The 26992-nt window shown below is 46.4% G+C and carries 20 protein-coding genes and 1 pseudogene; 7 read left to right on the forward strand and 14 right to left on the reverse strand.

Going from position 1 to position 26992, the window contains the following annotated elements; translation table 11 throughout:
• Positions 1-44: 44 nt before the first annotated feature.
• The 6 genes from NP165_RS14595 to NP165_RS14620 all read right to left on the reverse strand — a co-directional run bounded on the left by NP165_RS14595 (position 45) and on the right by NP165_RS14620 (position 7949).
• Positions 45-1289, reverse strand: a complete 1245-nt coding sequence (locus NP165_RS14595; protein ID WP_140256964.1) for an ABC transporter substrate-binding protein — start codon at positions 1287-1289, stop codon at positions 45-47.
• A 54-nt stretch (positions 1290-1343) separates the two neighbouring features.
• The gene (locus NP165_RS14600; RefSeq protein WP_029850350.1) at positions 1344-2411 is read right to left on the reverse strand and encodes a branched-chain amino acid ABC transporter permease; all 1068 of its coding nucleotides are present in this window, start codon (positions 2409-2411) and stop codon (positions 1344-1346) included.
• Positions 2412-2422: 11 nt separating this feature from the next.
• Entirely contained in the window at positions 2423-3316 is an 894-nt protein-coding gene (locus tag NP165_RS14605) for a branched-chain amino acid ABC transporter permease (protein ID WP_257086462.1), read from the reverse strand.
• Positions 3316-5268 (reverse strand): long-chain fatty acid--CoA ligase, encoded by a 1953-nt coding sequence (locus NP165_RS14610; protein WP_257086463.1) that lies wholly within the window; start codon positions 5266-5268, stop codon positions 3316-3318. The genes NP165_RS14605 and NP165_RS14610 overlap by 1 nt, the downstream gene beginning before the upstream one ends.
• Positions 5268-6068 carry an ABC transporter ATP-binding protein gene (locus NP165_RS14615; protein ID WP_029805691.1) on the reverse strand — a complete coding sequence of 267 codons (801 nt, stop codon included), beginning with the start codon at positions 6066-6068 and terminating at the stop codon, positions 5268-5270. Before NP165_RS14615 ends, NP165_RS14610 begins: the two co-directional genes overlap by 1 nt.
• Before the next feature lie 243 nt (positions 6069-6311).
• Positions 6312-7949, reverse strand: coding sequence for an electron transfer flavoprotein-ubiquinone oxidoreductase (locus tag NP165_RS14620; RefSeq protein WP_257086464.1), 1638 nt, complete (start codon positions 7947-7949; stop codon positions 6312-6314).
• Between the two features lie 157 nt (positions 7950-8106).
• Between NP165_RS14620 and NP165_RS14625 the strand changes: the two genes are divergently transcribed.
• From NP165_RS14625 to NP165_RS14635, 3 genes are all read left to right on the forward strand, one after another.
• Positions 8107-8859, forward strand: coding sequence for an electron transfer flavoprotein subunit beta/FixA family protein (locus NP165_RS14625; protein WP_257086465.1), 753 nt, complete (start codon positions 8107-8109; stop codon positions 8857-8859).
• The gene (locus NP165_RS14630) at positions 8856-9782 is read left to right on the forward strand and encodes an electron transfer flavoprotein subunit alpha/FixB family protein (protein WP_257086466.1); all 927 of its coding nucleotides are present in this window, start codon (positions 8856-8858) and stop codon (positions 9780-9782) included. Before NP165_RS14625 ends, NP165_RS14630 begins: the two co-directional genes overlap by 4 nt.
• Before the next feature lie 112 nt (positions 9783-9894).
• Positions 9895-10536 (forward strand): START domain-containing protein, encoded by a 642-nt coding sequence (locus tag NP165_RS14635; RefSeq protein WP_257086467.1) that lies wholly within the window; start codon positions 9895-9897, stop codon positions 10534-10536.
• Between the two features lie 85 nt (positions 10537-10621).
• Here NP165_RS14635 and rsgA read toward each other — a convergent pair whose 3' ends face one another.
• The 5 genes from rsgA to NP165_RS14660 form a co-directional block, all read right to left on the reverse strand.
• Positions 10622-11665, reverse strand: coding sequence for a ribosome small subunit-dependent GTPase A (gene rsgA / locus NP165_RS14640; protein WP_257086469.1), 1044 nt, complete (start codon positions 11663-11665; stop codon positions 10622-10624).
• Between the two features lie 350 nt (positions 11666-12015).
• Entirely contained in the window at positions 12016-12495 is a 480-nt protein-coding gene (gene copI / locus NP165_RS14645) for a copper-resistant cuproprotein CopI (protein ID WP_257086471.1), read from the reverse strand.
• Positions 12496-12566: 71 nt separating this feature from the next.
• On the reverse strand, positions 12567-15716 hold the full coding sequence (locus tag NP165_RS14650) for an efflux RND transporter permease subunit (protein WP_257086473.1): 3150 nt from the start codon (positions 15714-15716) through the stop codon (positions 12567-12569).
• The gene (locus NP165_RS14655) at positions 15713-17425 is read right to left on the reverse strand and encodes an efflux RND transporter periplasmic adaptor subunit (protein WP_257086475.1); all 1713 of its coding nucleotides are present in this window, start codon (positions 17423-17425) and stop codon (positions 15713-15715) included. The genes NP165_RS14650 and NP165_RS14655 overlap by 4 nt, the downstream gene beginning before the upstream one ends.
• 14 nt (positions 17426-17439) lie before the next feature.
• A complete protein-coding gene (locus NP165_RS14660; RefSeq protein WP_257086833.1) occupies positions 17440-18765 on the reverse strand; it encodes a TolC family protein in 1326 nt (441 codons plus the stop codon).
• A gap of 281 nt (positions 18766-19046) precedes the next feature.
• Between NP165_RS14660 and NP165_RS14665 the strand changes: the two genes are divergently transcribed.
• The 3 genes from NP165_RS14665 to NP165_RS14675 all read left to right on the forward strand — a co-directional run bounded on the left by NP165_RS14665 (position 19047) and on the right by NP165_RS14675 (position 22285).
• Entirely contained in the window at positions 19047-19181 is a 135-nt protein-coding gene (locus NP165_RS14665) for a hypothetical protein (protein ID WP_257086476.1), read from the forward strand.
• A gap of 543 nt (positions 19182-19724) precedes the next feature.
• Positions 19725-21077, forward strand: coding sequence for an NADP-specific glutamate dehydrogenase (gdhA, locus tag NP165_RS14670; RefSeq protein ID WP_257086477.1), 1353 nt, complete (start codon positions 19725-19727; stop codon positions 21075-21077).
• 134 nt (positions 21078-21211) lie between these two features.
• Positions 21212-22285, forward strand: coding sequence for an HPP family protein (locus tag NP165_RS14675; RefSeq protein WP_257086479.1), 1074 nt, complete (start codon positions 21212-21214; stop codon positions 22283-22285).
• Between the two features lie 94 nt (positions 22286-22379).
• Here the strand turns inward: NP165_RS14675 and norW are convergent, their stop codons facing one another.
• Both norW and norV read right to left on the reverse strand, forming a co-directional pair.
• The gene (gene norW / locus NP165_RS14680; RefSeq protein WP_257086481.1) at positions 22380-23522 is read right to left on the reverse strand and encodes an NADH:flavorubredoxin reductase NorW; all 1143 of its coding nucleotides are present in this window, start codon (positions 23520-23522) and stop codon (positions 22380-22382) included.
• A gap of 10 nt (positions 23523-23532) precedes the next feature.
• On the reverse strand, positions 23533-25023 hold the full coding sequence (gene norV, locus NP165_RS14685) for an anaerobic nitric oxide reductase flavorubredoxin (RefSeq protein ID WP_257086488.1): 1491 nt from the start codon (positions 25021-25023) through the stop codon (positions 23533-23535).
• A 189-nt stretch (positions 25024-25212) separates the two neighbouring features.
• On the opposite strand from norV, the gene norR reads away from it, so the two are divergent.
• A complete protein-coding gene (gene norR, locus NP165_RS14690) occupies positions 25213-26745 on the forward strand; it encodes a nitric oxide reductase transcriptional regulator NorR (protein WP_257086490.1) in 1533 nt (510 codons plus the stop codon).
• Here the strand turns inward: norR and NP165_RS14695 are convergent.
• Positions 26742-26947 (reverse strand): annotated as a pseudogene (locus tag NP165_RS14695) (transposase); the annotation flags it as partial. The gene norR and the pseudogene NP165_RS14695 sit on opposite strands and share 4 nt — an antisense overlap.
• Between the last annotated feature and the right edge of the window lie 45 nt (positions 26948-26992).

The raw sequence follows: 26992 nt of genomic DNA on the forward strand, positions 1-26992 counted from the left end.
CCGCTCCTTGCGCAGATGGGGGTTGCCCCCCACCTATCCTATTATTAGTAACCTAGCCAATCATCACGACGTGACAGCGTAACCTGAGACACTTTCTTAACGTCTACCGCGCCACCTTTGTTGTTACCCATAAACACGTTTACTGTTGTCGTGCCGCGGTGATCTTCTGGCTGCCAGTTCGCTGGAATACATACACCTTCTAGACCTTTTGGCACCCAGTTTTTGTGTACATACATACCTTTCTTGATGTTTTCGCCAGTAATACCGCCATTACCTTTCGCCCATTCCATTGCTTCTTTCATGTAGAACGCAGAGCAAACACCGCGAATGTAGTGGTGAGTTCTAAACTCGCCCGGTTCAGATTCTGACTGTTTCGAAATTTCCTGAACCAGTTTCATCCCTTCGCTATCGTCGCCCCAGAATGCGGTCATCCCTGGGAATACATAATCTTTCAGACCATCACCTGCCGCTTCGATTACAGGTTTATCGCCACCCCAGATATTCGCCATGTACTGGAATTCCGTGCCTACTGTGTTACACGATTTCACTAGCGATACCACCGAGCCACCTAAGTTGGCGATGTAACCGTAGTTCGTGCCAGACTCTTTAAGTGATAGACATTGCGCTTTAAAATCACCCGGTTTGAGTGACACCACCACTGGGTTTTGCACGTCAAAGCCCAGCTCTTTCGCATATTCTGCACACGCTTCTTTTGGAGCGTTAGGGAACGGATGGTTATCACCAATGTGAGTAAACTTAGGTGCGCCTGTATTACCCTTCGATTCCCAATCCTCTTTCGCCCACTTCACCAATGCACGACAGGCATCCGAGTAAGAAGCGCCATAGAAAAAGTTATACGGAGCAGGCTTGGCTGTTTTCGGGTTTTTGCCCGTAGGGTCCGTTAAGTGGCCCGAGTAAGAAGCTGAAAATACTGGCACTTTGTCTTTGGTTACGAAAGAGATCAGCGCCTCCGTATCTGCTGTGCCCCAACCTTGCATTGCCACCATGTTTTTGCGAGCAACCCAACGTTTGTAGTTCGAAATCGCCACTGGCACCTTGTACGCCATATCCACCGTTTCAAATTCAAGCTCAGTACCGTTGATGCCGCCATTTTGGTTTATCCAACGCAAGGCGTCTCGTACCCCAGAACCATAAGGTTTACTGACGTATGCAGTAGGACCAGAAAAGTCCACCAGATGCCCGACAAACACGGAATCTTTTGCCCAAGATGCGGTAGTAAACAGTGCCGAAGATAGCACCAACGTTGTCGCTAAATGTCCTTTATTCATAACTCGTTGTCCTTGTTATTTAGGTATATTCCACTTAAGTACACGACGTACCGATTAGTAAGAAAACGGATAGTGTTTCCAATATGCTCGAATTTGTTGCCAGCGATGCGACAACCCTTGAGGTTCAAAAATTAAGAACAGCATGATGACCAGACCAATCGCCATCTCTTTGAAGTAAGCAAGTCCATCAATGAACGAAGTGTTATCGCTAAACGCAGCCAACCCTGTCACGCTAAACTCTAATACTTCAGGCAGTAATACGATGAATATCGTACCCATTAAGGTACCTTTTACCGATCCCAGACCACCGATGATGATCATCGCTAAGAACTGAATCGACATCAAAATGGTAAAGCCTTCAGCGGAAACAAACCCTAAATAGTGACCATAGAGCGCACCACCAATGCCCGCGTAAAACGCACACACACCAAAAGAGAGCAAACGATATTTAGTCAGGTTGATGCCCATGATTTCCGCTGATAGGTAATGATCTCGCACAGAGACAAACGCACGGCCATCACGCGAACGGATGAGGTTCGAAGCCCACATATACATAAAGATCAACGCAAACAGTGCAACATAGAAGAAGCTTTCATCGGTTGAAAACTCGAAGCCAAACAGGTTGATTGGGCTGGCACTCGCGCCGTATGAGCCACCACTGAACCACTCCGCGCGTGCAAAGAAGTCTTCCAAAATGAACTGCGCGGCTAGGGTCGCAATCGCAAGGTACAAACCTTTGATTCGAGCGGCTGGTAAGCCAAAGAGCATTCCGACGATCATGGTCAAGTAACCCGCGAGCGGAATGGCAAACACCACTGGAATGTTGAACTGGTTGTTCAGCCAAGCCGATGCAAACGCGCCAAAGCCAAAGAACGCACCGTGACCTAGCGAGATTTGTCCGGTAAAGCCGACCAGAATGTTCAAACCAAGGGCCGCGATACCGAGGTACGCAATTTGAATAAACAAGTTAAGGAAGTAAATATCCAGTACCAGAGGCGCTGCCAGCATGGCGATCACACCCGCTATCGCGAGGCTTCTGATGGTTTTGGTTTCAAAAATTGGCGTATCACTTTTGTATGTGGTTCGAAAATCCCCACATGGGCGCATGCTAAGTTGAGCCATAGTATTTCTCCTTAAATACGCTCAATATCTTTGGTACCAAACAGGCCGTATGGCTTGAAGGCAAGAATGATTAACAGCACATAGAAAGGTGCGATGTTGTAAAGGTTACCCACTTGCAGGTATTGGCTATCAAAGAACTCAGCTAAGTTCTCCAGCACCCCGATGGTGATACCACCGACGATTGCGCCGACAACCGAATCCAAGCCACCCAAAATAACCGCTGGGAATACTTTGATACCGATGATGGATAGTGCGTCTGATACGCCATTTACGATCCCGATAACAATCCCTGCTGTCGCGGATACCATCGCTGAAATAGCCCAACTGATGGCGAACACTCTCTTGATGGAAATGCCAAGACTCTGGGCGACCTGCTGGTTAAATGCGGTCGCTCGCATCGCCAAACCCATTTTGCTGAATTTGAAGAACCAGTAGAACGCGCCCATGATGATCATCGAGAAGATCAAACTGAGGATGTAAGCAAATTCCACGTTCAAACCACCAATATTGACCACATTGGTCTCAAACACTTGCGGGTACGACACCGCCGATACACCAAACATCCATTTCATCAGTGCTTGGAAAAACATCGACAAACCAATCGTCACCATGATCACCGAGATGATCGGCTCACCAATCAACGGCCTGAGCACGATGGTTTGCACCGCGATACCAAACACCATCATGAAGGCGAGCGTCAGTAAGAAGCCGACGAAAAACGGCAGTTGTAGATGCACCAATGCTGCCCAACACACCCATGCGCCGATCAGTAGAAACTCACCCTGCGCAAAGTTCACCACCTGAGTTGATTTGTAAATCAGTACAAAGCACATGGCGACCACGCCATACAACATGCCGACGATCACGCCATTAATGACGAGTTGCAGTAATAAATCCGTATTCACTATGCGATCCTCCGTTGTTCGCTATCCACCAGTGTCAGCTCATGTTGAATAAGCGTTTCTATCACCAGCGACGTTTGAATGCGTGTCTTGGTTCCATCCTGATAAGTGATCACCGTATCGACGTCCACAGTCGGCGCGGCGCTGTAAATGGTCTCGATGATGTCACCGTATTTCTCGGCAACCACACCACGACGCACTTTACGTGTACGAGTTAGCTCGCCGTCATCCGCGTCCAGCTCTTTATAAAGCAGAATAAATTTGCTGATTTTCTGTGCGTCTGGCAGCGATTCATTCACTTTCAGCACTTCTTCGCGAATCGCCTTATACACTTCTGGCTGTGCAGAAAGGTTGGTGTAGTTGGTAAACGCAATCCCCTTTTGCTCCGCCCACTTCGCGACAATCGCATAACGGATACAGATAATCGCAGAGAGCCAAGGTCGGCCTTTGCCCACCACCACCGCTTCCGCGATAAATGGCGAGAACTTGAGTTTGTTTTCAATAAACTGAGGTGAATAGCGGTCGCCGTGGCTGGTTTCTGACATGTCTTTCAGACGGTCAATCACCACTAAGTGACCAGAATCTTTAAAGTAGCCCGCATCGCCTGTGTGCATCCAACCGTCTTGAACATCTTCATCGTACGCCGCTTGGTTATTGAGATAGCCGGTAAACATGCCGGTACTTTTCGCGATGATCTCACCCACCCCATTGCTGTCTGGGTTGATGACTTTCACGTCCGCATTGTCAAATGCGACACCAACTGAATCGTAATCCACGTCATCGGCTTGGTGTACGGTGTACGCGCCACACATTTCGGTCTGGCCATAAAGCTGTTTGAGTGGCACACCGATCGCTTGCAGATAACGGAACGTGTCTGGCCCCATTGCCGCACCACCAGTAGCCGCAGAAGTCAGATTCGAGAAACCTAAACGGTCGCGTAGAGCGCGCAGAAGAATCCATTCCGCCAGCTTAGAACGCTTGCCCTGATCCAGTGCTTTGTTCGCCAAGCTCATGCCTAGTTTGTACATCTTTTGCTTAAACGGTGTGGAGTCCATCATGCGTGCAGACACATCCGCCACAATGTTTTCCCATACTCGCGGTGCAAGCAGCACGAAGTTCGGACCAATCTCGCGCAAGTCAGACATCATGGTCTCTTGCTCTTCCACAAAGTTGACGATTTGACGAGAAATCAACGCCTGACCAACCACGTAAACCTGCTCCATGATCCAAGGAAGAGGAAGTACAGAAACGTAGTTGTCGCCCGGAGAACGTGGGTCCGCACGCAAGTAAGCCGCACAGTGATCTAAAAAGGAGCCGCTGTGTAGCTGTGCCAGTTTCGGTTTTGAGGTCGTACCCGAGGTGGTACAAAGAATCGAGAGATCGCTGCCTTTGGTTGCATCAACCATACTTGGATATTTGTTTGGTTCCGATTTATCGATCTGTTGTCCCTTTTGGTAGATTTTCTCTACATCGATAAGCCGTGGATCATCGTATTTGCGCATCCCGCGTGGGTCGCAGTAAATGATGTATTCCACACTTGGGATTTCATCGCCGAGCTCAAGCAGTTTATCGCATTGCTCTTCATCTTCGGCAATCACAACTTTTGCTTTGGCGTAGTTGATTAAGTACGCCACTTCTTCGTGCATGGAATCTTGATAGATACCCAATGAATAGCCTTTGATCGCGTGCGCCGCTAACTCGCCCCATACCCATTCAGGTCGGTTGTCACCTAACAGGCCAACCACATCTTGCTCGCCGATGCCTAAATCTTGTAGCGCCAGTGCCATCCACTTGACTCGGTTTTCGTAATCCTGCCAAGTAAACTCTCGCCAAATACCGAACTCTTTCTCACGCATTGCCACTTGCTCTGGCCAGTGCTTGGCATTGTGCTGCAACACTTTTGGAAAGGTATCTAAGCTGGTTATATCTGCCCAATCATTATGTTGCTGTGCCATTATGCACTCTCCTCTAATGTCGGTAGTTCTTCACCCAAGTACGCCTGTTTCACGTGTGGGTTCGCCATCACTTCTTCCGGTTCGCCCATGGCAATGTGTTTACCAAAATCCAAAACCAACACGCGGTTAGAGATGTCCATCACCACGCCCATGTCGTGTTCAATCATGATGATGGTGATATCGAGTTCTTCGTTCAGATCCATGATGAAGCGCGCCATGTCTTCCTTTTCTTCTAGGTTCATCCCGGCCATTGGCTCATCTAGCAATAACAGCTTTGGCTTTAATGCAATCGCACGAGCCAGTTCAACACGTTTGCGTAAACCGTATGAAAGTGTTCCAGCTGTGGCTTTGCGGATGTGTTGGATCTCAAGAAAGTCGATGACGTCCTCCACGTACTTGCGGTGCGCCATCTCTTCTTTTTGCGCGTTAGAGAACCAATAAAGCGGGCCTGTCACGAAGTTGTTTTTTAGTAGGTGATGTCGACCAACCATGATGTTGTCGAGCACAGACATGTGTGAAAAGAGGGCTAAGTTTTGAAAGGTTCTTCCCAAACCTAACTCAGCGCGTTGACTCGGTGTTCGTTTGGTAACGTCGTTTCCAGCAAAGACTACAGAACCTTTATTGGGTGTGTATCGACCAGAGATGCAGTTGAGCATCGAGGTTTTGCCAGCACCATTGGGACCAATGATTGAAAAGATTTCCTTTTCATTCACATGGAAGCTCACGTCGGTTAAAGCTTTCACCCCACCAAAGGCCAATGAAATATCGTTTACCTGCAAAAGAGGTGTTTCCGATACCATAGTTGATCTCCCTTTCATTTTTTGAGTGCTTTCCATTGAGCACTATCTGGAATCAAACTTAATTTTGATACTGGTAACCGCTTCTACACCTAGGCATCAATATTCATTCAGTTTACGTAAACGTCAAGTTTTAATCAGGATAGTGTTTCGGTAAGTAAGTTGCAATCAACTTACTCAATAAACATTTGAACTAACGCAAACTTTAAGTAAATAAATTGTTACGGATTTGTTTATATAAATTGACTACATATTTGGGTAGTTAGGACCACCGCCACCCTCTGGTGGAGTCCAGGTAATATTTTGGCTAGGATCCTTGATATCGCAGGTCTTACAGTGAATACAGTTTGCTGCATTGATCTGTAGTTCAGGCTGTTTTTCACTGTGCACAATTTCGTACACCCCCGCAGGACAATAACGCTGTGCAGGCTCGGCATAGAGCACCAAATTCTGCTCAATTGGTATGAGATGACTGGTAAGTTGTAAGTGACAGGGCTGATCTTCTTCATGGAAGATATTGGACAAATAAACGGAAGAAAGGCGATCGAAACTTAAAACACCGTCAGGTTTGGGATAAGTAATCACGTTGCTGCTTTTAGCCAACACCATCGCTCGGTGATCAGGCTTATCGCAACGTATATTCCACTTTGCTTTGCCTTTTAACACGTTGTGCTCCAGCAGCGCTAACCCTCCGCCAAGCCACGAACCAAATTTGTGTATACCGCTAGAGAAGTTCCGCGCTTGATAAAGCTCTTCATAGAGCCAAGACTGTTCGAAGTGTTTCTGATAGTCAGCGGTAACCGATTGATTTGAAATCGCTTCAATGACTGCTTCCGCCGCAATCATGCCTGATTTCATTGCGGTATGCGTGCCTTTGATTTTAGCTCCATTGAGTGTTCCAGCATCGCAGCCAATCAACAAGCCACCCGCAAATTGTTGTGTAGGAAGGGAATGAAAACCACCTTTGGTAATGGCTCTCGCACCATAGCTAATGCGCTTCCCATTTTTTAGGTACTGTTCAATCATCGGGTGATGTTTAAAACGTTGAAATTCGTCAAACGGACTCAGATGAGGATTCTTGTAATTAAGGTCAACAATCAAACCGACAGCAACTTGGTTGCCCTCAAGGTGATAGAGGTAGCTGCCGCCAGTTGCTTTGCTAGAAAGTGGCCAACCTAATCCATGAACAACTAGCCCTTGTTGGTGCTGCTCTTCTGGTATTTCCCACAGCTCTTTAAAACCAATAGCGTAATGTTGCGGTGTTTTATCTTCTGCCAGATTAAACTTGTTAATCAACTGCTTACCAATATGACCTCTGGCACCTTCGGCAAACAGTGTAAACTTAGCACGAAGCTCGATACCCGGTTCGAAATTGGCTTTCTGTTCTCCGTTTTTGTCGAGCCCCATATCCCCAGTGATCACGCCACAAACACGGTTTTGTTCATCAATAATGGCTCGGTTAGCACTAAAGCCGGGGTAGATTTCTACACCTAGGTTTTCTGCTTGCGATGCCATCCAACGGCACAGACTGCCCAGACTTATGATGTAGTTTCCGTCATTGTGTAACGTGCTAGGTACTGCCCAAGATGGTAACTCGTGGCCATTGATTTCATTGCCCAAATAGTAAGTTTTATCTTGGTTTACTTTGGTATTGAGTGGTGCGCCTCTCTCTTCCCAGCCCGGAAACAGTTCGTCCAAACTGCGTGTTTCAAACACGGCTCCCGACAAAATATGCGCGCCAACTTCCGAACCTTTCTCTACAACACAAACTGAGATTTCTTGGTCTTTTTCCATTGCCAACTGTTTGACGCGACAGGCAGCAGACAAGCCTGCCGGTCCCGCACCCACAATCAGAACATCAAACTCCATGCAGTCTCTTTCCATGGTTGTATTCCCTTCTTATTTGCATGTTGCCAACTTGTTAAATAACAATATATTTAAAGTTGACGCAAACGTAAAGGTAAATTAACATCATTTTAAAGACGTCATCACATCGTCTTCACTGTAAACACATAGTCTTCACTGTAAAAAGGAATCTAACGTGAAAATACTAGTGCCAATTAAAAGGGTCATTGACCCCTACATTAAAGTTCGTGTTAAAGCGGACAATAGCGATGTTGAAACCAATAACGTCAAGATGACGATTAACCCATTTTGCGAAATCGCCGTTGAAGAAGCAGTGCGACTTAAAGAACAAGGGATTGCAGATGAAGTCATCGTGATGAGTGCTGGCGGTGCACAGTGCCAGGAACAGTTGCGTACTGCCCTTGCGCTGGGAGCCGATCGAGCCATTCATATCGACACGGCGGACAAAATTGAACCGCTTGTCGTTGCAAAATTACTTAAAGCGCTGGTCGAGCAAGAGCAGCCGCAATTGGTCATTACAGGCAAACAATCGATCGATACGGACAATAACCAAGTCGCTCAAATGCTGGCCGCTTTGCTTGATTGGCCACAAGCAACATTCGCATCGGATGTGAAGATTGAAGACCAAAAAGTGCAAGTTGTGCGAGAAGTTGATGGCGGATTGATGACGGTAGCAATGAATTTGCCTGCGGTGATCAGCACTGACTTACGCTTGAACGAACCTCGTTTTGCTTCATTACCTAATATCATGAAGGCCAAACGCAAACCCCTAGATACAGTGACACCTGAAAGCCTAGGCGTTGAAGTGACGTTTAGCCAAACCATCACGGAAGTTACTCCACCAGCGGCTAGAAAAGGCGGTATCAAAGTGGAGTCTGTTTCAGAACTTCTCGATAAGCTACGTAACGAAGCAAAGGTGATTTCATGAAGAATCTAATTATTGCAGAACATGACAACAACCAACTGCACGCCGATACGTTGAAAGTGGTTAATGCTGCATGCCAAGTGAGCCAAGACAACACTCTGTTGGTCGTTGGTTTCCAGTGTGAAGAAGTGGCGCAACAAGCGAGCCGCGTCGATGGTATCTCGAAGGTAATTTGCATAGATGACGAATCGCTGGTGCACCAATTCGCAGAAAATATCGCGCCTGTCGTAGTCGGACTTGCTGAAGGCTTTGACGGCATTTGGGCTAACTCATCATCCAAAGGCAAAGATCTTGCGCCACGTATCGCAGCCAAGTGTGGAGTCGGGCAAATCTCGGATATCGTTCAAGTGGTGGATGAAAAAACGTTTATCCGCCCTATTTACGCAGGCAACGCTTTCGCTAAAGTGACTTCAAATGACAGTTTGCGTGTGGTCACCGTGCGCGCGTCGGCCTTTGATCCTGTTGCTTGTAACAATCAAGTTGATATCGAGCATCAACCACTTACGGTTCAATCACCTGTCGTCGAACTAATCACGATCGATAAAACCATTTCAGAACGACCTGAACTCACCGCCGCAGAAGTGGTGATCTCGGGTGGCCGAGGTGTGGGAAGCAAAGAAAACTTCGCACTGATTGAGAAAGTCGCCGACAAACTTGGGGCAGCAATTGGGGCGTCCCGCGCTGCCGTTGATGCTGGCTTTGTGGCTAACGACTTGCAAGTTGGTCAAACCGGTAAAATTGTCGCACCTAAGCTTTACATAGCGGTTGGGATCTCCGGCGCTATCCAGCACTTGGCGGGAATGAAAGAGTCGAAGGTGATTGTCGCCATCAACAAAGATCCGGATTCTCCCATCTTCGAAATCGCCGATTACGGATTAGTAGGCGACCTATTTGATGTGTTACCTCAGCTCGCTGAGCAGTTGTAAGCACTCCTATTTTTTGTGTGAGGGGTGAGCATGTTTGTGCTCGCCTTTTTTATGTCTGAAAGGTCAAAATTGTATAAGCTTGAACTAAGGGCATTTACTGAAAAAGTGGATTATGACGAGTTTGCGAATAAGCACTCTGATGGTGGCAGCGTTAGTGTCAGTTACTGCGGCCGCAGAGGTGGGCAATCACTGGCAATTTGATAGCGATGATGACGGGATAGCCATCTATTCTCGTGCGCATAAAGAAGGTTTGGTCGAGATTCGTGCTCAGATGTTCACGCCAACCAGTTACAGCGCGTTTTTAACGTTATTGGAAGACAGCGACAATATTCCTAACTGGATAGATAACGCCAGTCACAGCCGAGTGTTGCATCAGATTTCGGCCACTGAAAACATTGTTTATACACAATTCACCGCCCCGTGGCCTGCCAAAGATCGTGATATGGTCACCTATTCGAAGTATTGGGTTGATGAGTTTGGGTTCACGCTAAAGATCAAAGACGCGCCTCCTTCTACATACCCAAAACAAAGCGGCTATATTCGTATTCAGGCCGTTGACGCCACTTGGGTATTGCAAAAACTCACCAATGGCACCACCTACATTGAGTACACGGCATTTGCCGATCCCGGTGGTCTGCTGCCAGATTGGTTAATGAACAAGCTCTCCAAAGAGAGTGCCCGTGCAACATTTCACAACTTAAGAAACCAGCTGCCTAAGTACCAAAGATACGACCACCCGCAGATAGACGAGTGAGCTTATGTGATTTTTCGGCGATAAAGAGTCAGAACGGTTTCGTCCTGACTCCTGATTGGCTTAAATTATCCCGAATTGAGGTGATTTAGTACCCTTTCTTCATCAAGCGTTTTTCTGACACGATTGAACGATATGATTGACTGAGTTGTTTAAACCTGGCGCGCTGTTTATGTAAAGCGGTGCTATTTCTTTCTTGCTCACGGAGTAATTTGAAATAGTTGCTTAGTCTACGCTGGTCAATTTCACCCGTTTCAAGGGCTTGCAAAATAGCGCAACCTGGCTCGCTTTGGTGCTGACAATCGCTGAATCGACACATCTTGCTGAGCGCTTCGACATCAGCAAAAGTTTCACTCACGCCCGTTTCGCAGTCGGCAATCTGTAACTCCCGCATCCCTGGGGTATCAATCAGCACCCCACCGGAAGGCATAAAATGCAGAGAGCGCGACGTGGTTGTGTGGCGTCCCTTGCTGTCATCTTCGCGAATCGAGCCCGTTTGCTGAATCGACTTCCCCATTAAGGTATTGATCAAAGTTGATTTCCCTACCCCAGACGATCCCATAAAGGCGACGGTTTTACCGGTTTTACACCAAACACTTAAAACGTCACAACTGGCGCAGTCCAGTGCATTAACCGTTTCCACCATTAACATCGGGTCACTCGCCTGAACGGCTGCGCGTTTGTCTTCACTGTCGTGACACAAATCGGCTTTAGTCAGAACCACCACTGGCTCAACACTGTATTCATGGGCAAGTGCTAGGTAGCGTTCAATCCGACTAAGGTTGAAGTCGTCATTTAGTGAACTAACGATAAACAGGGTGTCGACGTTCGCAGCGATATACTGCTCGGCCACTTTACTGCCGGGTGCGCGACGGCTGAACAACGAGGTTCGTTCCAGCTGCCGTACAAACAGATGATCATGGTCGAGTAGTATCCAATCTCCGACGGTCATCGCAGGCAGGCGGTGATGAATGGGCAGGTGGATTTCTCCGTATTCTGTCTGGATCGTATACCCACTACGGTGATGCGCCAGTACGCGGCCAATTGTTGCGGTCTCTAGATCATTCAGTGTCAGTTGTTGTTGAAATATTGGTTGCCAACCGAGTTGGTTGAGCGTAATTGATGAATTCATTGCTTTTCCCTACGCATACAGAATCGCGTTGCAAAGCGCTCTGTGCGCAATCAACAGAAAATGTGAGGGTCAAATGAATAGGCATAGACCCCGGTTAAGAAACACCGGGCAATAGATGGAAGTGAGAGAGGTTAAGAAGTTGCTGTTTATCTCAGCGTTGATTGTCCGCTCTGCTTCTCAATAGTTGCCGGGTGGGTTTTGAATACAATCATCAGATTCTCCTTACAGGTATGAATGTGTTTTGATAGTAGCACAGTTGTTACAAGATGCCACAAGGTTGGTATGACAGGGAATAGCAATCTGGACAGGTGGAATGGCAAGAGGCAGCATTCGCTGCCTCTGATTTAGTGCTATAGAGAGAGATTCATCACCATACCCGATTCAGCATGTCCTGGAATATTGCATGCAAACTCCACGTTGCTGTCTCCATGAAAATGCCAAAGCAGTTGTTTTGCTTTACCCGGCTCAACCGTAACGGCATTCCCCGAGTCATGCATATGATTTGACATCGTTTTCATCATTTCACGATGCTCTAGCTGCTCCTTAGATGATCCAATCGTAAATTCGTGATCCATCTTGCCGACATTCATCACCACAAACTGCACCACATCGTTTGGTTCAATCTTTACTTCTTTCTTGAATTTAATCGTCATGTCATCATTCAAGACAACATGAACGACTTTGTCTGGTTTTGCCCCTTTCGCTGGCATACCGACGTCTGACATACCTTCTACGTTCATCATCGAATGATCCATTTTAGAGTGGTCCATCTCTGCAAACGCAGATGTCGCTGTCACTGAAAGTAGAACGGCTAATAATGTCTTGTTCATTTTGTATTCCTTACTAAAACGCTTGGATGAATTTGTAGGGTAAGGTTTCTGCTCCCTCCCTAGCGGTTAACTTATTGAGTTAGGTTGTTTGTCTTTGATTGCAGGCTCAACTCACGCTGCTTCCAAAGCTTAAAAATGGCAGGCAGTACCAGTAGCGTCAGAACCAAAGCTGATGCCATACCGCCAATCATAGGTGCGGCGATACGCTGCATCACTTCCGAGCCGGTACCTTCGCCATACATAATTGGGATTAAGCCGATGATGACGGTAAGAACGGTCATCATTACGGGACGAACTCGAAGCCCTGCGCCCTCTCGAATGGATCCACTGAGATCGGCTTCTTGAAGAAGTTTATTTTGCTCTAACGCATCACGTTTGGTGTGGCTCCAAGCCTGATTTAAGTAGACCAACATGATTACGCCAATTTCGACAGCCACCCCTGCCAGTGCGATAAACCCGACCCCAACGGCAATAGAAAAGTTGTAACCGAGGTAATGCATAAGCCACAAACCGCCCACCATGGCTAAAGGCAGAGTCAGCATGATGATCATGACTTCTTCCACTCTTCGGAAGCTGAAGTAAAGCAAGAGCATGATGATGGCGATGGTGATCGGTACCACGACACCTAGGCGCTCTTTTGCTCGTTCCATATACTCATATTGTCCAGACCAAGCTATTGAGTACCCTGCAGGTAAGTTGAGCTGCTGAGCAACGGCTTCTCTAGCTTCCTCTACGTATGAGCCTAAGTCCCGCCCCTCAATATCGACAAATACCCAACCATTCGGACGAGCGTTTTCTGTCTTAATCATTGGTGGGCCGTCTTCATAGCGAACATCTGCGACATCAGCCAGAGCGATACGAGCACCATTTGGCGTGACCAAAGGTAAGTTATGTAGTTTTACAACGGAGTCTCGGTAATCCTGCGGGTAGCGAACATTGATTGGATAGCGCTCTAACCCCTCAATGGTTTCCCCGACATTCATACCGCCAACCGCAGTAGAGACCACTTGCTGAACCTCTTTAATACTCAAGCCATAACGTGCGGCCGCTTTGCGATTAATATCAATGGTGACGTATCGCCCACCCGCGACACGCTCTGCATAGACAGAAGCCGTACCTGTAATGCCGTTTAGAATCGGTTCGAGTTCAGATCCAATATGCTCAATTTCTTTAAGATCAGGCCCCGCGATCTTGATGCCGATGGGCGTTTTGATCCCTGTTGCGAGCATGTCGATGCGCGTTTTAATCGGCATCACCCAAGCGTTAGTCAAGCCTGGGAACTGAACCAAGTCATCAAACTCTTTACGCAGTGATTCGGTGGTGATTCCCTCGCGCCACTGATCTCTGGGCTTAAGCTGGATAACCGTCTCAATCATGGTGAGTGGCGCAGGATCCGTTGCGGTTTCCGCACGACCGATCTTGCCCCAGGCCGTTTCCACTTCAGGAACGGTCATTATGAGCTTGTTGGTCTGTTGAAGCAGTTCTCGTGCTTTACCAATGGAAATGCCTGGGTATGTGGTTGGCATATACATCAGGTCACCTTCATCCAGAGGCGGAATAAACTCACTGCCAAGCTTAGTGGTTGGGTAGTAAGCAGAACCCATCAACACAATGGCCAGTACAATCATACTCTTTGGGTAGGTTAAGCTGACGTTCAGCAACGGCTTATAGAGTGCAATCAATCCTCTGTTGATGGGGTTCTTGTTTTCTGGCAGTACGTTACCCCGAATAAAATAGCCCATCAGTACTGGCACTAAGGTGATGGCAAGACCGGCTGCCGCTGCCATCGCATAAGTTTTGGTGAACGCCAACGGTGAGAACATTTTGCCCTCTTGCCCTTCTAGCGCAAACACGGGGACGAAACTCAGGGTAATAATGAGCAGCGAGAAAAATAAAGGTGCACCCACCTCTTGTGCCGCATCCCCTATCACTTGCCAACGGTTTTTATCGGTCAATGGCGTTCGGTCAATGTGTTTGTGAACGTTCTCAATCATTACGATTGCCCCATCCACCATCGCACCAATCGCAATAGCAATGCCACCTAACGACATGATGTTGGCGTTAATACCTTGCCAATGCATTACGATGAATGCTGAAAGAATACCGACGGGAAGGCTGAGTGCGATAACCAACGAAGAACGAATATGGAATAGGAACAACGCACAAACAATCGCGACAACAATGAACTCCTCAGCAAGCTTCGTCCAAAGATTCTCAACAGCCGCATCAATAAGAGTAGAACGGTCATAGGTAGCAACAATCTCAACACCGTCTGGTAGACTGCGTTGTAAGTTAGATAGCTTATCCTTCACCTTTGCGATCACTTCACTGGCATTCTCGCCAAAGCGCATCACTATCACACCACCAACGGCTTCACCCTCACCATTCAGCTCTGAGATACCTCGTCTCATCTGTGGTCCGAGATTGATATCCGCAATATCCCCAAGTAGCAGCGGTGTGCCTTGCTTGGTGACTTTTAAAGGCAGCGCTTCAATATCTTCAATGCCAGACAAATAACCGGTCGTGCGAACCATGTGCTCTGCTTCAGCAACTTCAACAACGGATGCTCCGCTCTCTTGGTTACCATTTTGGATAGCCATGTTCACTTGTTGCAAGGTGAGATCATAGGCACGCAACTTGGCTGGATCAATTTGCACTTGGTACTGTTTTACCATACCGCCAACCGTTGCGACTTCAGACACACCTTCCACGGTTTGCAGCTCGTACTTCAAGAACCAATCTTGCAAACTACGTAGCTCGGCTAAATCATGCTGGCCTGTTTTATCTTGCAGAACATAGCTGTAAACCCAGCCAACACCCGTCGCATCTGGGCCTAGCGTTGGTTTAGCACTGGATGGGAGCTTAGGGGCAACTTGACTCAGATATTCGAGAACGCGAGACCGTGCCCAATACATATCCGTATCATCGTTGAAAATGATGTAAACATACGAATCACCAAAAAACGAATACCCACGTACCGTTTCAGCCCCCGGGACGGCAAGCATGGCGGTCGTCAAAGGATAAGTCACTTGATCTTCAACGACTTGAGGCGCTTGACCTGGGTAACTTGTTTTGATGATCACCTGAACATCGGATAAATCTGGAATCGCATCCACAGGTGTATTCTTAACGCTATAAATACCCCCTAAAATTAAGGCGAGTGTAGCAACGACAACCAAGAATCGATTACTGATTGACCAACGAATAATGGCACTAATCATTGATTGCCCCCACTCAGCTCAAGTTTTTTAAGAAGGAACTCTGTGCCTTGTTTTTCAACTAGGAAGCGAACATTTTGGCCTTCTTCAAACCCTGTCAGGCTTACCTCTTCTCCAACAGAAAAGTTCATTTCTCCTGTATCCCAACCCCACTGTGAAACGGGCTGATGATTTAAGGTAATCATTCCAAAATCAGCCATGAGCATGGTAATGTCACCATTAACCCAAACCTCTGAGGCAATGTGAGATTCACTGATCTTATAGTCCACAATCTCGTACTGACCTGACTCCCCTTTTTGCATCTCAAACTCTAGAGATTGCCCTTGCTTGAAAGTCTCGAACTCTACCCCTTCAGCAACATTAAAGTTCATCACCATGCCAGGCCAATTCCATTCAGGAACGGGTTGATGATTAATAGTCAGCATGCGATGGCCTGCCATGACATCCGTAATTTCTCCCGTTGCCCAAGCCGTTTGTGTTGGCGCTTCGACACCATTAATTCGAGAAAGATCGGCGAATTGACTCGATTCTGAGTCCAGCATGAAGTGAGCAGAAGTGACGATACGATCACCTTGTTTTAAGCCTTGTCGTACTTCAATTTTGTCTGCCGCTTCTCGCCCAACCTCGATACGCGCTGAGCGATACTTCCCCTCTCCTTCGGATAGGACGACTCGGGTCATACCGCCTGAACGAATGACCGATGAACGAGGGATTGTCAGTACCTCATCGTTAGTGACAGGCTTTAAGGTTACGTTAGCAAACATGTTTGGCTTAAGCTCACCTTCAGGGTTGGCAAAACGTAAACGGACACGCAATGTTCGAGTGTTTGGGTCAAGGATTGGGTACACGTAATCCACCTCACCACTCCACTCACCACCGGGTAAAGCATCAAGCATCATCAAGGCTTGGCTTCCTTGCTTGATCCAGTGGGATTGACGTTCAAACACTTCTGCATCCACCCAAACTTCATCTAATGGACCTGCGCTGATCACGGCTTGTGCTGGTGAGAGATAGCCACCTTCTCGAATATTAAGACTGGCAATAACACCGTCTGCTGGCGCTTTTATCTCGATGGTCTGGGACGCTTTTCCTCTGCGAACAATCGACTTTATTTGGCTTCGGTCGACGCCCAGTGTGACAAGTCGCTCTGTCGCCCCTTTAATCATACCTTTGCGGTTGGTTTGATAGGCACTAATCAACTCTTCTTGCGCCTTGACCAACTCTGGAGAGTAAAGAGTGAAAAGAACATCATCTTGTTTCACTTTTTCACCGACAGCATTGATATAGAGCTTCTCGACCCATCCCGAAACGCGGACGTTGGTTTGCCATAATTGACTCTCATCAAACGCAATGTAACCAACGGTTTCTAGGCGTGGCGACAGCACTTCACGTTCAACTTGTGCGGTTTTCACACCTAGGTTATTTTCAACCGCCGGGTCTATTTTAACCGTCCCAGGCTTATCATTTTCCCCATTAAGCTCTTCGGCATACACAGGAATAAGATCCATCCCCATAGGAGACTTACCAGGCTGGTCTCGTTTGTAATTTGGATCCATCGGTGCAACCCAATACAGCGGTTCATCGCTCGCGGCCGAATCACTCATCTCTTTTGCGGAAATCTCATGGCTGAATACAGGCAAATAGGTGTTTGCTCCGTATCCCAATACACCGCCAATCAGTAATGCTAGGCTTGCAACTTTAAACGTACTCATTTGATATCCCTTTCTTATTGTTCTTGGTATTTAGCGGAAGGTTCAAAGACTTGATACTCAAAACCACCAAGCAATGAAGCAAGCTTGCTATTGGTTTGGTTTAAATCGGTGATCAGGCGCATAAGCTCAATTTTTAACGCCAACTCATCCGTAGAAGCGGTGATCACATCTCCGAACGGAGCAGTATTATTCTGATAACCTCGCTCCACAGCTTTGATGCGAGCTTTCGCCTGTGGCAATAAACGCTCTTGATATCGTGCAATACGTTCAGCTAAGTTCACTCTGTCCATTAGCAACGTATTGACCTGAGCATTCATCTGCGCGAGTAACGTGTCTTTTTGGTACTGAGCCGCTCCGACTTGGTATTGTGCCGCCACAAGGTTTCTATCTTGTCGGTTGTCAGTAAACAGAGGGATATCCATGGTGAGATAAGCACTCAGTAAATCAGAAGCAGGTTCACCCTTCATGTTGTTTGATTGTCGGTAGGCATACATCACCTCAACACCAAACTGAGGCGTGAAAGATTGTTCAGCCACTTCAACCTGCGTGCGATTAGCGGAAATATTGGCATCTGCTATTCGAGCCATTGGGTGCTGATTCAGAAGCGCATAATGCTTGGTATGACTGGAGTGACTTTGCAAGATCGAGTCTAAGCGCATCCAATCTAATTCATAACTCGCTTTGGTTGACGAATCAGTTGAGGAATTAGAGCTAAGCCACTCGGAACCTAACCACTCCGACAATTGTGCAGTAATGCGGTTTTGCATCTGCTGGTTGGATTGCAGCTTTTCATCCAATTTGTTCACTTGAAGCTGAGTATTAAGTAAGTCTTGTGCTTCACTATTACCAATCGAATAATTGGTGTGGATATACCGCTCCATCTCAACCATCAAGCGCTGGTTTTCTTCAATTAAAACCGCGGCATGCTGAAGATAACCGAGCTCCAACCATAGCTGGGTAATGCTATTGGCAACCTCTCGCTCACGAACTTGGATCTGGTAAGCCACACCCTCTGCTTTCTGGTTCGCTTTTTGCTGATTCAACGCCAAAGTCGAACCGCGTTCAAACTGCTGCATTAAGCCAACCGAAATATTAGTCATTGGGTCTTCATCGAACTCGAAAGACTCAACAGGCAATCCTCCAAAGCCGACTTTTAGCTTTGGATCCATTAGCGTTGCGCTGGCGACGCCTGACTCTCGCAAAGCTTGGGATTGGGCAGCGTATTGTGAGCGACTCGTATCACTCATTAATGCTGACTCAATCAGCGCATTAAGGTGCTGAGTTGAAGCAGCAACAGAATGCGCTGAATTGTGGGTTCCAGCATAAGAAATTACAGGCATTGCAGATACAGCAACTGCAACACTTAAGCTCAAGGTTTTAGGTAAACCAAGGCAATGAAATTCAATATTCACGATGTTATTTATCCACGAATAGAAATATGGACTAACCTCAAACCCTTCACAACGTACCAATCAGGTTTGAGAACGAACTGTGTTAGTTATTGAATTAAGCGGAAGGTGGGCGCAGTAAGTGTTGGATACGCGTGACTTTATCTCCGATTATAACGGATTGATGTAAAGCCAAAGAGGAAGAAAACGGGATTAATGAGTAAGGAGCATCTGTGGGGTATGACACGCTAGAGCAGACAGAAGTACAACAATTATCAACGCTTGAACTGGAATCACCACAGTGGGTCATTTTAGCCGAAGCCTTTGCGGTCGGCTCTTTTATAGAAATGTTGTCATTTATAGAGTGACAATGTGTTCCAGTATGTTTAGCGTGGTGTTCTACTGCTAATTCTGGGTACTTTGCATGATGTGCGGTATGGTGACTTGGCAATTCAGTAGAAGTCATCGTCACCTTAGTCGCTAGTATGTTATTTAATGTCATTGCTGGTGCACTCGACACATAGTTCGACATCAGCATCGCAAAGATACTGAAGATCGTAATCCATGTATTTTTGAGTGATTGAGTCATAACATACCTTTGTTTGGGAAGTTTGATTATAAACGTTACCCTAGCGGCAAGGTCAACCTGACACGTCTTTAAAATTTTAAGAGAAAGCGAAACATATTCAAGTTTCCCCCTGTTCTAAACAGACAAGTTTTTATATTTCACTAACAAGCCAATATTTTAGGCCGCAAAACAATACAATTATCTATTAGTGAACCCGTATAATTCGTCGCTCATCGCTTCTCAATCAATCTCTGACTTGTTTTTATTGAGGCTCAAGCAAATTTGTCATTAAATGACGCCGGACGTAACAAAAAGATTGCTTAAACATATCAAGGAAGGAAATATGACACATATACATGACACTATTGTCTCATTGCAGCACAGTAGTCCTGCTCAAAAGGAGTTCTACCAAGCAGTAGAAGAGGTTTTAACTTCTCTCGCGCCACTCATCGAAAGCAATCGTCAATACCAAGAACAAGCCATCATACAAAGAATTGTAGAGCCAGAAAGACAGATCATGTTTCGCGTGCCTTGGGTCGACGACGCAGGCAATGTTCAGGTCAACAAAGGCTACCGCATTGAATTCAACTCAGCATTAGGGCCTTACAAAGGTGGTCTGCGATTCCACCCATCAGTGAATGCAAGCATTATCAAGTTCCTCGGCTTTGAACAGATTTTTAAAAATGCGCTCACTGGTTTGCCAATCGGTGGCGGTAAAGGTGGCTCTAACTTCGATCCGAAAGGCAAATCTGACGGTGAGATTATGCGATTTTGCCAATCTTTCATGAACGAGTTATACCGCCACATTGGCCCTGTAACCGATGTTCCAGCTGGTGATATTGGTGTTGGCGCTCGCGAAATTGGCTACATGTTTGGTCAGTACAAGCGTTTGACGGGGCGTTATGAAGGCGTATTCACTGGTAAGAGTTTACTTTGGGGTGGCTCACTAGCAAGAAAAGAAGCAACTGGCTACGGCGCTGTTTATTTTGCAGAGTATATGCTGAACGACCGTCAAGACTCGTTGAAAGGCAAAAAGTGCTTAGTCTCGGGTGCGGGCAACGTTGCTATCTACGCGATTGAAAAGCTCTACCATAAAGGTGCTATCCCTGTTTCTTGCAGTGACTCAAAAGGCACCATTTATCACGAACAAGGTATCGACCTTGAACTGTTAAAACAGCTGAAAGAAGTAAAACGCACTAGCCTGGAAGATTACTTACACACTTACCCAGAAGCGGTTTACACGCCTGCGAGCGATTACCCTAGCGATGGTCATGCTGTATGGCGTTACCAAGCGGATGCTGCGTTCCCATGCGCAACGCAAAATGAACTGACTTTGGCAGATGCACAAGCACTTATCAGCAACGGCTGCCACTTGATCAGTGAAGGTGCCAACATGCCAACCACTCAAGAAGCGGTCAATGCGATTATTGATTCCCGTATTGCTTATGGACCAGGAAAAGCCGCAAACGCAGGCGGTGTTGCCACCAGCCAGCTTGAAATGGCTCAGAACGCAAGTATGCAAAACTGGACTTTTGAGAAAGTGGATACGCACCTGCAAGCGATCATGAAAGACATTTTCATCAGTGCCAACGAGACGAGTAAAGAATTTGGTCAACCTGGCAACTTAGTACTAGGCGCGAATATCGCGGGCTTTAGAAAAGTAGCCGATGCGATGATCGAACAAGGTATTGTGTAGTAAATAAAATAAATAGCCACCTTGCTCAGAGGTGGCTTTATCTTTATCGTTTGTTGGTGACATTGCCTCAGTGTGAGTATTCCAATAATATTCACCTTCACACCTTTCTTATTCCAACCATTGATGTACCTGTCATGCCATACGCCAATCGCCTACTTAATCTTTTGCATACGATAATCGCCGTACTCATTTCATCGACCGTCGTATCATTCACAGCACTCTACGGACATTCCTACCCCTATGCTCCTCTGTTGATTGCTTCAATAGGCGCATCAATAACGATCATTTTTGTTATTCCTAGCAGCCCAATGGGTAGAACCTGGCCCCTTGTCGCTGGCCATGTTCTTGCAGCATTAATAGGTGTCGTCTTATCCTCAGTCATTGAAAATATTGCCGTTTTGGCTTTGGTGACAATAACGTCCACTATTTTTGCGATGATCTTGTTAAAATGTGTCCATCCACCTGGTGTCGCCACAGCACTCGTCCCAGTGCTCAGTACAACGTCACAGCCAGTCAACCTGTCTTTTCTGCTCGACCCAGTCTTACTCAATGTTGTCCCCTTAGCAGTGTGTGGCATTGTTTTCCGCTGGTGGCTATCAAGACAAACGTCAACTCACACGGAACAAATATCAAGCAAGGCAGCGACAGCGCACAGCAAAACATCACTCTATTTTGAAGAATTGCATCAGGTAGTCGAAACGAGAAATGAATGGCTAGATATCGATGAAAAGACACTGGATGAAATTTTTAAGCAAACGCATTTACTCGCTTTAGAGCATAAGAATGAAAAATTGACTTGCGAGCATGTGATGACACGCGACATTCTTACTCTCAAAGAAACGGATACCGTTTATGATGGACTCAAACAACTGCAACAAAATAAGTACAGTGCAATCCCTATTGTCAATACGAGTAATGAGGTTTTAGGTATTTTTTCGCTTGTCGACTTTTTGCTTTATGTTGAACAAAGAAAAATTAACTCTTTCGTTGGGCTATACCTATTGGCTAAAAAAAGAACCTCTAAAACCATTGGTCAATATATGAAAAGAAACCCGATTTCTATTCATCAGGATCAGCACATAGCTCGTCTCATTCCCTACTTAACTTCTGGGTTTCATCATATACCTATTATCAACGATAACAATCAGTTAGTAGGAATGGTTACACAATCAGATTTGATTGAGTTTTTATATAATTTAAACCAATAGATCCCTGGAAAGCCTACCTCTGGCGAAAAATCACGAGAGGTAGATTCATCAAAGCTCTGAGGGTTATTTCGTGTGGTACAAGATCTGTTTCTTGTCATGCGACTTGAGACAGCATACGAAGCAATGGAAATGCCTGAGTCACTTGTTCGCCAGTCACAACAAAGCCCGTGATTTGATTGCTGCCATTTTCCGCTTTCGCCACGATGCCAGCCTGAGAAATCTGTACATTCCAAGTCGCAACGTTATTGAAGCTGCCCGCTAGCTGAATCGGGTAGCTTGGCGTTTTCACTTTTACCATCATTGGCGGCAACACCAGTTGTGCTTCTTGTCCCAACAACTGCTTACCAAGCACATTTGCGCTCAACACTATGGGTTGAAGGTAAGGCATCATGCGGCCTTGAATTTCTGCGCAATCCCCCAAAGCATAAACATTAGCAACAGAAGTCTGTAAGCAGGCATCTACGACGATACCTTTGTTGACGTCAATACCTGAAGCCATCGCTAACTTGGTGTTGGTGCGAAGTCCCGCCGCAGAAATGACCACATCCGTTGCAACGACTTGCCCACTGCTCAGTGTAATAGAAAACGCATCCCCCGAACGGTTTACCTCCTCGACACTATCACCTAACGCGAGTTGAATACCTTGCTGTTTAAGTTGGTGCTCTAGAGGCAACGCGACAAAATCAGGAATCAAATTCGCTAACACGTGTTGGCTGGGTTCAACGACCGTCACGGCTTTACCGCTACTGGCAAGATCCATTGCGATCTCTACTCCGATTAAGCCGCCACCAATCACCAATACACGTTCTGCTCTGCTGATTTGTACCTCAGCGGACTGGTATTCTTGCAGCGAATTTAACGTCATCACCTCTTCTATTGCGTTCCCCATCATTGGTGGCACAAAGGCTTTTGCCCCTGTCGCGAACACCAATTTGGAGTAAGGATAAGGTCGACCGTTCGCCATCACTTGCTGTGCTTGTGTATCCACACTTTCAATCATCGTGTTGGCAAATAGCTCGATATTGTGTTCTTTGGCAAACTCTTCACCCGTTTTAACCACCAAATCCTGTGCGGTTTGTTTTTTACTGAACACATGACTTAAGTCGGGTTTGTTGTATTCCGCACCGCCATCAGCGGTGAACACTTGAATCTGGATATGTGCGTCCATTCGACGCACAGTTTTGACTAATTGGTAAGCAGCGAAACCACTACCAATAATAACAATTGGTGCTTGCATCACCGCCTCCTTAACCCTTGTATTGAACAAATACGTCTTTACCCAAGTTGCATTCCGGACATAGGAAATAGTCAGGAATGTCACTCCACATTGTACCCGGCTCAATACCCTGATTAGGTTCACCTTGTGCTGGGTCATACACCCAATTACACACGGTACATACCATGCATTGGCAATCGGAAGCGTGTGCTTTTTCACTTGGCTCAATGGATTGAACGTCTGTTTGCAAGGCGGATACTTGGACCGCTTGAGGTACATGCGATTGTTCAGCGAGTGGCGCTGGAATAACAGGGGTTAGCAGCGCGTGCTTAGTCCATAGTTTCGCAATGTTCTGACCATGTTCGCGGCACTCTCGCATCGCTTTACCATCTGGCCTCCATTTTGTTTTCAAACTTACCGCCGTTTCAAAGCCAGCATCAGTTAAACGAGCATGAATGCGGTCAACCGCGCCACCATTCCAGCCGTAGCTACCAAACGCGGCCGCTTTCTTCGCTTTAAAACGAAGACCTGTAATTTCCTCCAGCATGCCTGCGATTTTCGGCATCATCACATTGTTCATGGTTGAAGAACCGACCAAAATACCTTTTGAACGAAACACATTGGCTAAGATTTCGTTCTTATCGTGCTTAGATACGTTAAACACTTTTACCGCGACACCTGGGTCTACATCGTGAATGCCTTGTGCAATCGCATCGGCCATCATACGAGTGTTGTTCGACATAGAGTCATAAAAAATGGTAATGCGATCTTCTTGATAGTTGTCTGCCCATTCTAGATACTGCTCGATAATTTGTACTGGGTTGTCACGCCATACAATACCGTGCGCAGTTGCAATCATATCGACTGGAAGATTGAAGCTCAGAACCTCTTTGATTTTCGCTGTGACTAAACTACTAAAAGGCGTAAGGATGTTTGAGTAGTAACGTAAACACTGATCCATCAATTCATTCTGATCCACTTCATCGTTAAACAGGCGCTCATCGCAATAGTGTTGACCAAAAGCGTCGTTACTAAATAGGACAGCATCGCCAGTTAGGTAGGTCATCATGCTATCTGGCCAGTGAAGCATCGGAGCTTCAATAAAGACCAACTGTTTTCCGTTACCAATATCAATGCTATCGCCTGTTTTTACCGTTTTAAAATTCCATTCTGGTTGGTGGTGGTGACCGACTATCGAATCAATTGCCGCTTCAGTACAGTAGATAGGTGTGTTTGGAATTTTCGCCATCAGTGCCGACAACGCACCTGAGTGGTCTTCTTCTGCATGATTAATCACAATAAAATCGATCGACTTTAGATCGATTTCCATTTCTAGATTTTGAATGAATTGTTGGCTGAATCGATGATCGACGGTATCGACAAGCACTGTTTTCTCTTCCCGGATGAGGTAACTGTTGTAGCTGGTACCCTTTGTCATTTTATATTCTGTGCCATGGAAGTCTTGCACTTCCCAATCGCGTTGACCTACCCAATGAATGTTGTTTTTTACGTGAATTGTCATGATGACTGCCTTAGATAACAAGATGAATAAATAATTTCCTTCTATAAAGCACCAAACGTGCCAACTTTTATTTTTGTTATTTATCATCGACTTAACAAAAACACAAAAGCACTTAATTGTCATTTAGACACAGTTGATAATTGTTATTTTGACAATATAATTGTCATATTGACATAACGGGTATTGGCTATGACTTCACTAATCGCTCAATGGCTTCACATCACGCAGGACCTAAACTCTGCCCTCACTCGGCAGGCACGTTTCGACACCTTGTTAACCACTATCCGAGAGGTACTAAAATGTGATTCTTCCGCCTTGCTTTTGTATGAAGATCAGCACTTTAAACCGCTCGCCATTAATGGCGTAGCGGAAGAAGTACTAGGCCGTCGTTTTTCTATTGATCAACATCCACGGCTAGAAGCGATTGCCCGAGCTGGCGATATCGTGCGTTTTCCATCCGACAGTGACTTGCCTGATCCTTACGATGGTTTAATCCCAAATCTCGAGGACAAATTGCACGTCCACTCATGCATTGGTTTACCTTTGTTAATTGATGACCAGCTCATTGGTGCTATCACCATTGATGCCTTCGACCCAAATCAATTTGATGGGTTACTCAACCAAGAATTGCGTTTTATCAGTGCACTTGCAGCAGGTGGTTTGCATACCGCGTTACTTCTCGAACAATTAGAAACACAAACCAGTCTTCCACGAGAGTCTTTTACGGAAAAACGTACACTGGATAACGAAATCATCGGCCATTCCGCAGGCATGAAAGCACTTCAAAAGCAAATAGATGCGGTTGCCGATACCGAACTGTCTGTCTTGGTTACGGGTGAAACGGGCGTGGGTAAAGAACTGGTTGCCAATGCAATTCATCACCGTTCTAGCCGAGCTGCCAATACATTGGTCTACCTGAACTGTGCGGCTTTGCCGGAATCTGTCGCAGAAAGTGAACTGTTTGGTCACATCAAAGGCGCATTTACTGGTGCTATCAGTAACCGTAAAGGTAAGTTTGAACAAGCAGATGGCGGTACGCTGTTTTTGGATGAAGTGGGTGAGCTGTCTCTAGGCCTACAAGCTAAGCTGTTGAGAGCGTTGCAGTATGGCGACATCCAACGTGTCGGTGATGATCGTCATATCCGTGTAAACACACGCATCGTGGCAGCGACTAACCGTATTCTGCATGAGGAAGTCACCGCGGGGCGTTTTCGTGCTGACTTATACCATCGTTTAAGTGTGTTTCCGCTACATGTTCCCCCACTCCGTGAACGTGAGGATGACGTAATACTATTAGCCGGCTTCTTCTCGGAACGACTAAAAAGCAAATTGGGACTCAATAGTATTCGTCTGTCGCCTAATCTGGTTCAGGCTTTAAAGAATTACACGTGGCCAGGAAACGTGCGGGAACTGGAACATGTAATAAAACGAGCAGGTGTATTAGCCAAAGCGCGAACTCCCTCTATGAATATCGAGTTAATAGAGCAAGATTTTGACATAACAACACCGAGCCATCTCCCCTCACCGACAAAAGATACCGTGGAAAACGTCCCGATTATATTGCCCGATACCAAACTTAAAGAAGCGACCGATACGTTTCAAAAAGCGATAATTGTTAAAGCTCTCGAGAAAAATGAAGGTAACTGGGCCGCAACGGCTCGTCAGTTGGGATTGGACAACGGTAATTTACATCGCCTGGGAAAACGCTTGGGGATCAAGTAACGCTCTGCCGTATCCTCCCTCCACATCACCGCTCGGGCAGCATGAACAAAGAATTCTCTTAGCTCTTTATTTCGTCGATTTGAAATACCCAGCATTCGTTGTTTTACTCCAGTAGAGCACGGAGTGGTACAAGCTCGATCCAAGCTGCGAAGTTTCGACGATTAGAAAAATCAGAAGGATTTCCAACACACGATAAATAGCAATGACCTCCTCTCAATATTGCTGGTCATCAGAAAGTCAGGCAGTT

The sequence above is a fragment of the Vibrio japonicus genome (genome assembly GCF_024582835.1).
GTDB lineage: Bacteria > Pseudomonadota > Gammaproteobacteria > Enterobacterales > Vibrionaceae > Vibrio > Vibrio japonicus.

Coding starts and splice junctions, on each gene's coding strand:
- NP165_RS14595 (WP_140256964.1), bottom strand. CDS start 1,289: ATGAATAAAGGACATTTAGCGACAACGTTGGTGCTATCTTCGGCACTG.
- NP165_RS14600 (WP_029850350.1), bottom strand. CDS start 2,411: ATGGCTCAACTTAGCATGCGCCCATGTGGGGATTTTCGAACCACATAC.
- NP165_RS14610 (WP_257086463.1), bottom strand. CDS start 5,268: ATGGCACAGCAACATAATGATTGGGCAGATATAACCAGCTTAGATACC.
- NP165_RS14615 (WP_029805691.1), bottom strand. CDS start 6,068: ATGGTATCGGAAACACCTCTTTTGCAGGTAAACGATATTTCATTGGCC.
- NP165_RS14620 (WP_257086464.1), bottom strand. CDS start 7,949: ATGGAAAGAGACTGCATGGAGTTTGATGTTCTGATTGTGGGTGCGGGA.
- NP165_RS14630 (WP_257086466.1), top strand. CDS start 8,856: ATGAAGAATCTAATTATTGCAGAACATGACAACAACCAACTGCACGCC.
- NP165_RS14635 (WP_257086467.1), top strand. CDS start 9,895: ATGACGAGTTTGCGAATAAGCACTCTGATGGTGGCAGCGTTAGTGTCA.
- rsgA (WP_257086469.1), bottom strand. CDS start 11,665: ATGAATTCATCAATTACGCTCAACCAACTCGGTTGGCAACCAATATTT.
- copI (WP_257086471.1), bottom strand. CDS start 12,495: ATGAACAAGACATTATTAGCCGTTCTACTTTCAGTGACAGCGACATCT.
- NP165_RS14650 (WP_257086473.1), bottom strand. CDS start 15,716: ATGATTAGTGCCATTATTCGTTGGTCAATCAGTAATCGATTCTTGGTT.
- NP165_RS14655 (WP_257086475.1), bottom strand. CDS start 17,425: ATGAGTACGTTTAAAGTTGCAAGCCTAGCATTACTGATTGGCGGTGTA.
- NP165_RS14660 (WP_257086833.1), bottom strand. CDS start 18,765: ATGCCTGTAATTTCTTATGCTGGAACCCACAATTCAGCGCATTCTGTT.
- gdhA (WP_257086477.1), top strand. CDS start 19,725: ATGACACATATACATGACACTATTGTCTCATTGCAGCACAGTAGTCCT.
- NP165_RS14675 (WP_257086479.1), top strand. CDS start 21,212: ATGCCATACGCCAATCGCCTACTTAATCTTTTGCATACGATAATCGCC.
- norW (WP_257086481.1), bottom strand. CDS start 23,522: ATGCAAGCACCAATTGTTATTATTGGTAGTGGTTTCGCTGCTTACCAA.
- norV (WP_257086488.1), bottom strand. CDS start 25,023: ATGACAATTCACGTAAAAAACAACATTCATTGGGTAGGTCAACGCGAT.
- norR (WP_257086490.1), top strand. CDS start 25,213: ATGACTTCACTAATCGCTCAATGGCTTCACATCACGCAGGACCTAAAC.